10 protein-coding genes and 1 pseudogene are annotated in these 11807 nt (G+C 64.6%); 1 reads left to right on the top strand and 10 read right to left on the bottom strand.

Annotated elements, in window-relative coordinates:
* Positions 1-14 precede the first annotated feature (14 nt).
* The 8 genes from DAD99_RS08080 to DAD99_RS08045 form a co-directional block, all read right to left on the bottom strand.
* Positions 15-1505: an NCS1 family nucleobase:cation symporter-1 gene (locus DAD99_RS08080; RefSeq protein ID WP_193341103.1), complete on the bottom strand. Its 1491-nt coding sequence runs from the start codon at positions 1503-1505 to the stop codon at positions 15-17.
* Between the two features lie 175 nt (positions 1506-1680).
* A complete protein-coding gene (locus tag DAD99_RS08075; RefSeq protein ID WP_193341102.1) occupies positions 1681-2829 on the bottom strand; it encodes a Gfo/Idh/MocA family protein in 1149 nt (382 codons plus the stop codon).
* On the bottom strand, positions 2814-3512 hold the full coding sequence (locus DAD99_RS08070) for a ThuA domain-containing protein (RefSeq protein ID WP_193341101.1): 699 nt from the start codon (positions 3510-3512) through the stop codon (positions 2814-2816). Before DAD99_RS08070 ends, DAD99_RS08075 begins: the two co-directional genes overlap by 16 nt.
* 46 nt (positions 3513-3558) lie before the next feature.
* Positions 3559-4563: a sugar phosphate isomerase/epimerase gene (locus DAD99_RS08065; RefSeq protein WP_193341100.1), complete on the bottom strand. Its 1005-nt coding sequence runs from the start codon at positions 4561-4563 to the stop codon at positions 3559-3561.
* A gap of 53 nt (positions 4564-4616) precedes the next feature.
* Positions 4617-5795 (bottom strand): Gfo/Idh/MocA family protein, encoded by a 1179-nt coding sequence (locus tag DAD99_RS08060; protein WP_193341099.1) that lies wholly within the window; start codon positions 5793-5795, stop codon positions 4617-4619.
* Positions 5796-5822: 27 nt separating this feature from the next.
* Positions 5823-6725 (bottom strand): carbohydrate ABC transporter permease, encoded by a 903-nt coding sequence (locus tag DAD99_RS08055; protein WP_193341098.1) that lies wholly within the window; start codon positions 6723-6725, stop codon positions 5823-5825.
* A complete protein-coding gene (locus DAD99_RS08050; RefSeq protein ID WP_193341097.1) occupies positions 6725-7627 on the bottom strand; it encodes a carbohydrate ABC transporter permease in 903 nt (300 codons plus the stop codon). Before DAD99_RS08050 ends, DAD99_RS08055 begins: the two co-directional genes overlap by 1 nt.
* Positions 7628-7630: 3 nt before the next feature.
* Entirely contained in the window at positions 7631-8950 is a 1320-nt protein-coding gene (locus DAD99_RS08045) for an extracellular solute-binding protein (RefSeq protein WP_193341096.1), read from the bottom strand.
* A 304-nt stretch (positions 8951-9254) separates the two neighbouring features.
* Here DAD99_RS08045 and DAD99_RS08040 point away from each other — a divergent pair, with 304 nt between their 5' ends.
* Positions 9255-10295, top strand: a complete 1041-nt coding sequence (locus DAD99_RS08040; RefSeq protein ID WP_193341095.1) for a LacI family DNA-binding transcriptional regulator — start codon at positions 9255-9257, stop codon at positions 10293-10295.
* Here the strand turns inward: DAD99_RS08040 and DAD99_RS08035 are convergent.
* Both DAD99_RS08035 and DAD99_RS08030 read right to left on the bottom strand, forming a co-directional pair.
* Entirely contained in the window at positions 10280-11266 is a 987-nt protein-coding gene (locus DAD99_RS08035; protein WP_193341094.1) for an aldo/keto reductase, read from the bottom strand. The two genes, DAD99_RS08040 and DAD99_RS08035, sit on opposite strands and share 16 nt — an antisense overlap.
* 312 nt (positions 11267-11578) lie before the next feature.
* Positions 11579-11807, bottom strand: a pseudogene (locus DAD99_RS08030) (IS110 family transposase); the annotation flags it as partial.

The following is an 11807-nucleotide window of genomic DNA, read 5'->3' as shown; positions in this document are numbered from 1 at the left end:
CATGGAAGGATCGTCTAGCGGTCGTGATGGGAAGTCTGGACGACAAACTTCCTCATCGCCACCCAGTGGAAGAGTCCGCCCAAGGCGGCACCGAAGAGCCACGCGAAACCGCTGAGCTGTGCAAGCTGCGGCAACCACACGGCCAGAACCGAGAACACAGCAGCGAGACCGAAGACCACGAGCGCCCTGCGGTTCCATCCACCGGTGAAGTGGTAGGCGCCTTCGGGGTCGATCGAGTACAGGTCGTGAAGGTTGAGGCGTTGTTTCCGCACGAAGTAGTAGTCGGCGATGATGATGCCGTAGAGCGGCGCGAGCACTGCGCCGAGCGTGTCCACGAACTTGGGTAGGCCGATGTTTGAAATGACAGCGACCCACAGTGCGCCGATGATGAACCCGGCGACGGCTGTGATCATGCCCGCCTTGCGGAAGGAGATCCGGGCGGGGTTGATGTTGGACAACGAGTAGGACGGGGGAATGAAGTTTGCCACCACGTTGATGCCCAGGGTCGCGACCAGGAATGTCGCTGCAGCCAGGACGGTCAGGGGGACGTTGTCCACGAGTCCGACGATGTCGGCGGGATTGGTCAGTGGTTCCCCCTGCCCGCCCTGGTACAGGAGGTAGGCGCCCGCCGTGATAAACACGGAAAGAAAGGTGAACAGGGCCAGACTGATCGGCAGGCCCGTCAGGTTGCCGAAGCGCATGGCCCGCTCCGTGCGGACGTTGCGGGCAAAGTCACCGAAGTTGATGACGACGGCGGCGAAGTAGGCCACCATGGTGCCCGTGACCCCTGCAAAAGCCGAGAAGGCAGCCCACCCCGTCACGTCGGCGCGGGAGAAAATGGTGCCGACCGCCTGAGGCAGTTCAGCGCCCACCTGCACCCAGATGGCCACGAGAAGTGCGATCATCACCAGGTAAACGGCTGGCCCTGCGATGTTGAGGAAGCCTGCAATGCGTTCGATACCGCCAAGGAAGAGCGCCACCTGCAGGGCAGATGCGATCACGTAGGAAGCCCAGGACACCCAGTCCATCCCGAGGAACTCGGCGCCTCCCGGCCTCCCCAGCAGAGCGTTTATGGCCAGGGAAATTGCCGTCGACGCGAAATATGTCTGGGCGCCGTACCAGAAAATGGCGACCACGGCACGGATAATGGCCGGGAACTGGGCTCCCCGCACGCCCATCGACGCCCGGGCAAGCACCGGGAACGGAAAGCCGTACTTGACGCTTGGCCGGCCGCTCAGGTCCACCAGGACCTTGATGATGAATCCGGAGAGCAGGATGGCGGCAAAAACGAACCAGCCATTGATACCGGCGGTAATGAACAGGCTGGCGGCCAGCGTGTAGCCGGCCAGGCTCTGGATGTCGTTTGACCAGACGTTGAAAATGGCGAACCAGCCCCAGGTTCGTCTGGACGCCGGCAGCGGGGCGAGGTCCTCGTTGTACAACGAAGGATCGGCGTCAGAGACCGCCAGATCGGCATCCGTCAGGTCGTTGTTGTCAATGGTCACGACAGCCTCTATTCATGGTCATCCGTGCGATATTTACGCATCGTGGAATTTTACTTCCAAAAATAGAATATGACGCGGATCACTCAGGGTCAATGGGTAAATTAACGCCCGGCGCCTCAACGAGCGACGGCCGGTCACGGAAGTTATCCGTGACCGGCCGCCGTTTCAGGTCCTGCTAGGCCGTGACTTCCTGCACCTGTCCCTCCGCCGGGGTCTGCGCGGCGTCCACGGTGGCGGCTGCCAGAACGGTCAGTTCCACCAGGGCAGGCCGGGCCGCTGTGCTTTGGATCGGAACGGCCGCCCCGCTGCGCGCTGATTCCAGTACTGATTCCATGACCTCGAGCGCATGGTAGGCCACCTGCCCGCCGGCCCGCGGTTCTGATCCGGCCGGGGTGGCGGCCAGGTCCGCGATGCCGAAGCCGCGGCCCGAGTCCAGGTACCCGGCCGAAACCGGAAGGGTCTCCCAGGCGTCGGCGCCCAGGGCGAAGAGTTCGACGTCGCCCTCGAAGTAGTTGGGGTCCGGAACCACGAGCGTCCCGCGTTCGCCGTGGATCTCGATGTTCGAGGATTTGGTGTTTACCGCGTCGAAGCTCATCACCAGGGTGGAGAGTGCCCCCGAGGCGTGGACTAGGATCCCGGTGACGTGCGAGTCGGTGGAGACCGTAATCACCTGGCCCTCGCGCGGGCCGGAGCCGATGGTGCGCTCGGTCCTGGTGTGGCTGGCGGCACCGATCACCGAGACCACCGGCCCCAGCATGTTGACGAGGGCGCTGACATAGTAGGGGCCCATATCCAACAGTGGCCCACCGCCGGGCTGGTAGTAGAAGTCCGGGTTGGGGTGCCAGCGTTCGTGGCCGGGGGTGACCATGGTGGCCGTGGCCGAGATGGGGGCCCCGATCAGGCCGTCGTCAATGGCTTTGCGGGCCGTCTGCACCCCGGTCCCCAGGACGGTGTCCGGGGCGCAGCCGACGGCGACCCCGGCCTCGCGTGCCGCGTCCAGCACCTGGCGTGCTTCGGCAGTCGTGGCCGCCAGCGGCTTTTCTCCGTACACGCTCTTGCCGGCCGCGATCGCCTTGAGGGCGATGTCGGCGTGTGCGGCCGGAATGGTGAGGTTCAGGACCAGGTCCACGTCCTCGGCGGCCAGCAGGTCCTCGACGGACACGGCCCGGACGCCGTCGTAGCCGTCGGCCACAGCCTGGGCGCGGGCCGGGTCAAGGTCCGCGACGGCCACCAGCTTGAGTGCCTCGAGGCGGGGGATGTTGGCCAGGTACTGGGCGATGATTGCGCCGCAGCCGATGATTCCTACATTTAACGGCTTGCCCACAGCAGGCCCCTTTCGATGATGGTTCGGACGTTGCTGTCCTGGAGGATTTCGATGTTGTGGCCGGGAGTGGCGACAAAAATGCGGCCCCGGCCCCACTGCCGGGTCCAGATGGCAGGCGAGGTCACTTCACGGTGCCAGGGGTCCCATGCGCGGACCTTCTGCGTGGTGGTGGCCAGGACGTCGATGTAGTCGTCGGTGAGGACCCAGTACTGTTCGGTGACGAGGTCGAAGTCGCCGATGCCCCGGGTGATCGGGTGGTCTGCTGCGGCCGGGAGCATGTTGACCGCGTAGGGAACGTAATTGTCCGGCTGCTCGCCCGTGAGCTCGTCGGGGTGCTTGCCGGGGTGGCAGGCGAACTGGCCGCCGATCAGGTGGAGGTAGTCCGAGGTGTTCCGGTAGGAGTCGGCGATCCCGCCGTGCCAGCCGGCCATGCCGGTGCCGTTCTCGAGGGCTGTGCGCAGGCCTTCGAATTCGTCTTTTTCGATGGTGGTCATGGTCATGCACTGCATGACCAGGTCCACGCCGGCCATGTACTCGGCGTCGGCGTAGATCTTTGTGGACTCCTCGACCCGGACGTCGTAGCCCTTGTCCTTGAGGAACGGGATGAAGAGTTCCGTGGCCTCCAGGGGCTGGTGGCCGTCCCACCCGCCCCGGACCACGAGTGCGGTCTTGTTCTCTGTCATGGCATTTCCTTTGTTTGGATTGCGGTCCGGAGACCGGAAGTGGTGGTCAGCGGCTCGCGAAGGCAGAGTCGAAGGCGGCGACGGGAGGGGCGATGCGGGCGAGTTCCTGGACCATGGCCAGGGCCTGGGGCGCTCCGATCATCCGGTCCATTCCCGCGTCTTCCCATTCGACACTTGTGGGTCCCTGGTAGCCGATCGCGTTGAGGGTGCGGAAGATGGGTTCCCACTTCACGTCACCGTGACCGGCCGTGACGAAGTCCCAGCCCCGGCGCGGATCCGCCCAGGGCAGATGCGATCCCAGCCGGCCGTTGCGGCCATCGAGCTGCCGGATGGATTCCTTGACATGTACGTGGAAGATCTTCTCGGCGAAGTCCTGCAGGAACATGACCGGGTCCAGGTCCTGCCAGATGAAGTGGGAGGGATCGAAGTTCAGGCCGAAGTTTTCCCGGTGGCCGATTGCCTCCAGGGTGCGCTTGGCGGTCCAGTAGTCGTAGGCGATTTCGGAGGGGTGGACCTCCAGGGCGAAGCGGACTCCGGCGTCGTCGAAGACGTCCATGATGGGGTTCCAGCGGTCCGCGAAATCCTGGTAGCCGCGGTCGATCATGGCTGCGGAGGCCGGCGGGAACATGGCCACGGCCTTCCAAATGGAGGACCCGGTGAATCCGGTGACGGTGGTGGCGCCCAGGCGGGCCGCGGCCCGGGCCGTGTCCTTCATGGCCTCGGCGGCCCGGGTGCGGACGCCCTCCGGGTCGCCGTCGCCCCACACGCCGTCCGGGAGGATGTCCCGGTGTCGCTCGTCGATGGGGTCGTCGCAGACAGCCTGGCCGGTGAGGTGATTGGCGATGGCAAAGACCTTGAGGTTGTTCTTTTCCAGGATGTCCAGCCGGCCCTGGAGGTAGAGATCGTCTTCGACGGCGCGCCGGGGGTCAAGGTGGTCACCCCAGCAGGCGATTTCCAGGCCTTCGAAGCCCCACTCGCCGGCGAGGCGGGCCACCTCCTCGAAGGGCAGGTCAGCCCATTGGCCGGTGAAGAGGGTGATAGGTCGTGTCATGGAGCGTGCCTCGTTTTCGCGTACAGGTCTGGTTTTGGGTTCCGGCATTTGTCTCAGGCGTTTTGCCATTGGCTGGAGTTCGCGGCGCTGGTTTCCACGGCGGCCAGCACGCGCTGAACCTGCAGGGCATCGGCAAACGACGGTTCCGGCTGGCGCTGTTCCGCGACGGCGTTCACCAGGTCGACAACCTGGTGGGTGAAGCCGTGCTCGTAACCGAGGCCGTGGCCGGTGGGCCACCAGTTGGCTGCGTAGGGGTGTTCGGGTTCGGTGACGAAGATCCGGCGGAAGCCGGCATCGGGGGAGTCGGCGCCGTCGTAATAGGACAGGACGTTCATCTCTTCGAAATCGAAGGCCAGGGAGCCCTTGCTGCCGTTGATCTCGATCCGCATGGCGTTCTTGCGGCCCAGTGCGTAACGTGTGGCCTCGAACACACCGATGGGACCGCCGTCGAACCGTGCCGTGAAGATTGCTGCGTCGTCCACGGTGACACTTCCGCGCGGCGCGTCTGCTCCGACGTCGCCGTGGCCGCCCAGGCCTACCATGTCTCCGGCAAGCGGGCGTTGCTGCACGAAGGTTTCGAGCAGGGCTGAAACACCGGTGATGTTCTGGCCGGTGATCCACTGGGCGGCATCGATGATGTGCGCTCCGATGTCCCCCAGGGATCCGGACCCGGACTTGGACCTGTCCAGCCGCCAGGTCATCGGGGCATTTTCGTCGCTCAGCCAGTCCTGCAGGTACTGGGCCCTTACTTGGCGCACAGTCCCCAGCCGGCCCTGCTGGACAAAGCGCCGGGCCAGCGCGAGTGCCGGAGTCCGGCGGTAGCTGAATCCGCACATCGAGAACACCCCGCGCTTGGCAGCAGCGTCTGCGACCGCTGTCATGCGCTCGGCCTCGGCGACCGAGTTGGCCAGCGGCTTTTCGCACAGCACGTGCTTGCCGGCCTCAAGGGCTGCAATTGCGATCTCCGCGTGGGTGTTACCCGGGGTGCAGATGTCGATCAGGTCGATGTCGTCGCGTTCGATCAGGCGCCGCCAGTCCGTCTCGGTGGAGGCCCAGCCAAGCTTGGCCGCCGCCGCCCGGACGCCGTTGTGATTGCGGCCGGCGACGGCGGTGAGTTGCGGTTCCAGCGGCAGGTCAAAGAACCGGGGGGCGGTCCGCCAGGCGTGGGAGTGGGCGGCGCCCATGAAGGCGTAGCCGACCATCCCGACCCGGAGGGGCTGGGCGGTAGTCATAATGATTCCTTTCGGGGCGTGGGCCGGTTACTTGCTGAACCCGGCGGTGAGTCCGCTGATCAGTTGGCGGCGGGCCACCACATAGAGGACCAGCAGCGGCAGGGTGGCGAGCACCACGGAGGCCAGGACGGCGGGGATGTTGACGCTGAATTCGCCTTGGAAGGTCCACAGGGACAACGGAAGCACCCGGGTGGAAGGGCTCTGGGTCAGGATGAGCGGGAACAGGAAGCCGTTCCAGACGCCCAGTGCGTTGTAGATACCGACGGTCACCACGGCCGGGCGGGTCATCGGCAGCGCCAGGCGCCACATCATGGCCCAGTCCGAGCACCCGTCGAGGCGCATGGATTCGAACAGCTCATTGGGCACGTCACGCATGAAGTTGGAGAGGATAAGGACGGAGATCGGGATGGCAAAGGCGATCGAGGGCAGGATGAGCGCCAGCAGCGTGTCATACAGGTGTGCCTTGGTGATCATCCAGTAGATCGGGATGATCGTGGCGTGCAGCGGAACGGCCAGGCCAAGGAGGAAGAGGTTGTTGGTCCAGCTCAGGAACCGGGACTTGCCCCGCACGATGGCGTATGCGGCCATAAACGAGACCAGGAGGGCCGGGATAACGCTGCCGATCGTGACGATCAGGGAGTTCGTGAAGTACTTAACGAAGTCGTTTTCCAGAACCAGCTTGTAGTTGTCCAGGGTCGGCTCGGTGGGCGGCAGCATCGGATTCGAGGTGAAAAAGCCCGCCTGGTTCTTCAGGCTCGTCACCACGACGTAGTAGATAGGCACGATGATGACCGCGAGCCAGATCCACCCGGCCGCTCCGCCGATGAGGTTAGGCCGGCTGCGTCCCGGGCCCTTCGCGCGCCGGCGGGGCGTTCCGCCGTCGTCCTTGGGTGCTGAGGGCCGGGCGGGGAGCTGGGTTGTGGAAGCCATCAGGCACCTTCCAATTGGCTGTCGTTGCGGTTCTTGCCGCCGATGCGCTGCAGGATCAGGGCCAGGACGAGGCCGATCACCACGAGGATGACGCCGAGGGCGCTCGCGGCGCCCATGTCATTGGCCTTGAAACCGGTCAGGTACATGTGAAGGGGCAGCAGGCGCGTGGCGTACCCCGGCCCTCCGCCGGTCAGGACGAAGATGAGGTCGAAGTAGGCGAGCGAGCCGACCACCATGAGGGTGGAGGAGGTGATGATCGTGTACTTCAGCTGCGGCAGAGTGATGCTGAAGAACTGCTGCATGCGTCCTGCACCGTCGATCTGTGCCGCCTCATAGAGCGACGTGGGGATCTGGCGGACGCCGCCCTGGTAGATGAGGGTGTGGAACGGGACGAACTGCCACGCGATCACAAACACCACCACGAAGAGCACGAGGTCCGAGTTGCCGAGCCAGTCCTGGGTGAGGATGGGCAGGCCCAGCCCCGCGCCCAGGCCGAAGTTCGGGTCCAGCAGGGCCTTGAAGGCGATCGCGACCGCCGCGGAGGACAGCAGCAGCGGCACGAAGTACAGGACAGCCAGGGCCGCCCGGTATTTGTGGCCGGCGGAGGTGAAAACGCCCAGCAACAGGCTGATCGGCGCCTGGACGATGAAGGAGAAGAACATGATCTTCGCCGTCACCACGAGGGCGTTGGCTGTGATCGGGTCCGTCAGCGCCGTGATCCAGCTGGAGAACCCTTCAAGCTGGATCTCGCCGAGCCCGTTCCATTTCGTGAAGCTGAGGAAGAGGACGCCGAACAAGGGGATGATAGCGAAGGCGAGGAAGAAGACGAGGGCTGGGACGGCCAGCCACCCCGACGGGCCCGTTTCAAGGGCCCGTCGGGAGGTTCCGGTTGAGGCAGACACTGGCTATTTTCCGATCGTGGCGTTCATGGTGTCGATGAACTGCTCGGGGCTGATCTTCTGCAGGAAGATCTGGTCCAGGTTGGAGAGCATTGCGTCGCCCTGGGCGGGGCTCAGCGCCTGGTCCCAGGACATCGTGAAGTCCGGAGCGTCCTTGGCCATGCTGTAGACGAAGGTCAGGAAGTCCTTGTCCGGGGAGGCAGCCAGTTTGCTTTCGATGCCGGTGGTCACGGGGACGGCTCCGGAGTCGATCAGGGCCTGGGTGTCGGCCTCGGTGAACATCCCGTTCTTGATGTACTCGAGGGCGGCTTTCTTCTGGCTGTCGGTGGCCTTGGACGAGATGGACCAGAAGTTGGAGGGGTTGCCCACCACGTTCGCGGGGTCGCCCTTGCCGCCGGCAACGGTCGGGAACGTGGTGAAGCCGAGCTTGCCGCTGGAGACGAACTCCGCAGCGTCCTTCTTCATGCCCTGGTAGATCCAGCCGCCCTGCAGGACCATGGCGGCCTTACCGGTGTACAGCAGGGCCTGGTCGGCGTTGCTGTCGGCGGCGATGGAGGAGAATCCGTTGATGAATCCGCCCGCGTCCACGAGTTCCTGGATTTTGGTGAGAGCCTCCTTCACAGCAGGGTCCGACCATGCGCCGGGCTTGTCCGCGGCGATGTTCGCAAAGACCTCCGGGCCGCCGATCCGGTCAACGAGGTACTCAAGCCACATCAGGTCCGGCCACTTGGACTGACCGCCGAGGGAGAACGGTGCCACTCCGGCTTCTTTGAACTTGGGCACCAGAGCCATGAGTTCATCCCACGTCTTGGGCGGCTGGGCGCCGATCTTTTCGAAGACTTCCTTGTTGAAGTACAGGACGACGGGCTGGACGTTGTTGTTGGGCACCGCGTACATCTTGCCGTCGATCTTGCCGTTTTCCAGGATGGACGGCAGGTAGCGGTCCGCGACGTCGGGGTTTTCCTTGAGGAAGTCCGTCAGGTCGGTCACCTGGCCAGCGTCCACGTAGGACTTCAGGACCCCGCCGCCCCACCCGTAGATGAACGTGGGGCCCTGGCCGGCGCCGACGGCGGTGCGGACCTTGGTCTTGTAGGCATCGTTCGCGAAGAAGTCGAGTTTTATTGTCTGGTCGGAGTGCGCTGTGTTCCAGGCATCCACCGACTGCTGCAGGACGGGCTGGTTGCCGCCGGTGAGGCCCCACATGGTGGCCGAGTCCGCGCTGGCGGTCGTTCCGGCGGGGCCGCTGGAGCCGCAGGCGGCGAGGGAGAGCGAGAGCGCCGCGGCGGAGAGAGCCATCGCGGCTGAGCGCAGTTTACGATTAGTCATTTGCATTCCATTCATCCTTCGGGCTCGACGCTGGTGGCCCGTTGTGTGTTGGGAAGTCCGGCCTTTGGATCAGGCAGCACTGCCGGGGTAGTGGTCGGTCAAACTAGTCAAACCGAAGTTTTTCGAAATATTTCGCTAAAACTTGCGATCTGTTTAGACAAAGTTAGCCGCGCAGCGAACAGGCGTCAAGCCTTTTTAGTGAGAGGGCTCACAATTTCTCGGGCCGAGGGTTGACGTTGGGCCAAAAGCACCGCAAGCTGATATCAGCGAAATATTTCGAAAACTTGAGGAGCCGAGTATCGCCGTGGAACATCAGGAAAAGTTAACACTGGCCGCGGTCGCCCGCGAGGCCGGCGTTTCTGCACCGACAGTGTCAAAGGTCATCAACGGGCGCGACGACGTCTCCGCCGACACCAGGGCGAAGGTGCTGACCGTGCTCGCGCGGACCGGATACAAGTCCCCGCTGCAGCAGCGCAAGAATCTTTCCGGCCGCCAGGCCGTGGAAATCGTTTTCGACTCACTGAACTCGGCCTATGCGGTTGAGGTGCTCAATGGCGTCCTGGAGTATGCGGCTGAATCCGACATTGAGGTGTTGCTCAACGTCACGGGCAAACAGGGCGCTTCGATCCTGACGGCGGAGCAGCGGGCACAGCGGATCATTGACGAAGGACGCTGCGGGATGATCGTGGTGACGTCGGCGTTCGGCGCGGCCCATCTGGACGCCTTCCACCGTCGGGGGGTTCCCGTGGTGGTCATCGACCCGCTCAATCCGCCGCCGGGGGATGTGGTCAGCGTCGGAACTACCAACTGGGCCGGCGGCAAGGACGCTACCTCGCACCTGCTGGGGCTGGGCCACCGTCGGATTGCCTATATCGGCGGGCCTGATGCGGCCGAATGCAATCAGGCGCGGCTGCACGGATACATGGCTGCCCTGAGGGCGGAGGGAGTACCGGTCCAAGACCAATACATCATCTCCGGTCACTTCCGGTCCGAGCACGGCGCCAACGGCATGAAGGCCCTGCTCCAGCTCGAGCAGCGGCCGACGGCCATCTTTGCGGCAAGCGACAGCATCGCCCTGGGCGTCCTCGCCGAGGCGCGCCGGCAGAAAATCCGGGTTCCCGAGGACATGAGCCTGGTGGGATTCGACGGCACCTACCAGGCCGAGGAATCCGTGCCTGCCCTCACCTCCGTGACCCAGCCGCTGCAGGAGATGGGCCGGGCCGCGCTACGGTTTATCCTCCGACAGAGGCGTGGGGAAGTGCTGGATTCCCGCAGGGTGGAACTCGTCACGCGGTTGGTCGTCCGGGAATCCACCGCCCCGCCCCGGGACTACCAGCGCGAGTGAACGGCCCCGCGGAAGTTTCTGTCGTAAATCTCATGCACACCGGCGCTGAAGTCCCGGCCAATGGACTCCATCACCGCTGCCGCGGCGGCGTTGGAGTGGGCCTGTTCCGGGCTCCTGGCCCCGGGGATGACAGTGCTGACGCCGTCCTGTGCTGCGATCCAGGCAATGGCGGCCTGGGCCGTTGTTGCCCCGGCAGGAACGAGTTTCCCGAAGTCCGCCACAGCCTCCAGCCCCTGCTCGAAGTCGACGCCGGAGAACGTCTCGCCCACGTCGAAGGCCGCACCGCTGCGGTTGTAATTGCGGTGGTCGTCCGCGGCGAAAGCGGTGTCACGGGAGTACTTTCCGGACAGCAGTCCGGAGGCCAGCGGGACCCTGGCGATGATCCCAACACCAGCGGCCTGCGCCGCCGGAAGGACCTCCTCCAGCGGTTTGAGCCGGAAGGCGTTCAGGATGATCTGCACGGTCGCTGTACCGTCATGGCTGATGGCTTCCAACGCTTCGTCTGTACGTTCGACGCTGACGCCGTAGTTCCTGATGACGCCTTCGCTGACCAGAGTGTCCAACGCCTCGTAGACTTCCGGGCGGCTGTAGACGGAGGTCGGGGGACAGTGCAGCTGCACCAGGTCCAGACACTCGGTCTGCAGGTTCCGCCGCGAACGGTCCACCCACTGTCGGAAATTGGCCAGCGTGTAGTTCTCAGGCTGCTGTTCCATGCGCCGGCCCATCTTTGTGGCCACCGTGATGTCCAGGCCGGGGTTCGCGGCGAGGTAGGCCCCGATGGTCTGCTCGCTCCGCCCGTCGCCGTAGACGTCTGCGGTATCAAAAAAAGACACTCCGGCGTCCGCCGCGGCTGCCAGGATCCGGCCGGCCTCGGCTTGGTCCACGCTGCCCCAGTCGGCTCCCAGCTGCCACGTACCCAGGCCCACCACAGAGACCATACGCCCTGTCTTGCCTAATATTCGTTGCTCCATTCTTCGACTATAGGTGTAGCTCGGAGGGGTCCGCCGACGGGAAGGGGGGTCTGTGAGTCCTAGGAACGCCGGCCGCGGCATGGACCGGCGGCCTGCACTGGGGGAGCAGTCCTATAGGAGCTGAACCATGCAACCAGCCTCCCGGGGCCGCCGCCCGGCAGGGTGTAGCCTCAGCCGCCAGGTCCTCGCAGACGTCTATGAATAAGGGCGCCGCGGGGGCCATCGTGTGCCGAGTACCGTGACTGACATGAAAATTGCGGTGACGTTGTCCCGTTGACTGGTTGCCCTGGCGGTCGTCGTTTTGAGGCAGGATTATCCGGTGGGTTGCAGGGGCGCGAGGGTCACTTGGTAGCCCAGGGCTTCGAGCTGTCCGATCGCGCGGGCCTTGGTTTTGGCTGGTGCTTGCAGCCTGAAGTAGTCGGCGCCGGCGTCTTTGTAGAGTTCGCCGGTGGTGAGCATGTGCCAGGCGGCGGTGAGCATGGCGTGTTCGACCGCGACGAGGGCCTTCATCGGTCCGCGCCGGGCGGCGAGGCGGGAGTAC

The organism is Pseudarthrobacter sp. AB1, from assembly GCF_014926485.1.
GTDB lineage: Bacteria > Actinomycetota > Actinomycetes > Actinomycetales > Micrococcaceae > Arthrobacter.
Note: the sequence above shows the minus strand (reverse complement) of the source record. Positions and strands in the feature narration are given on the sequence as shown.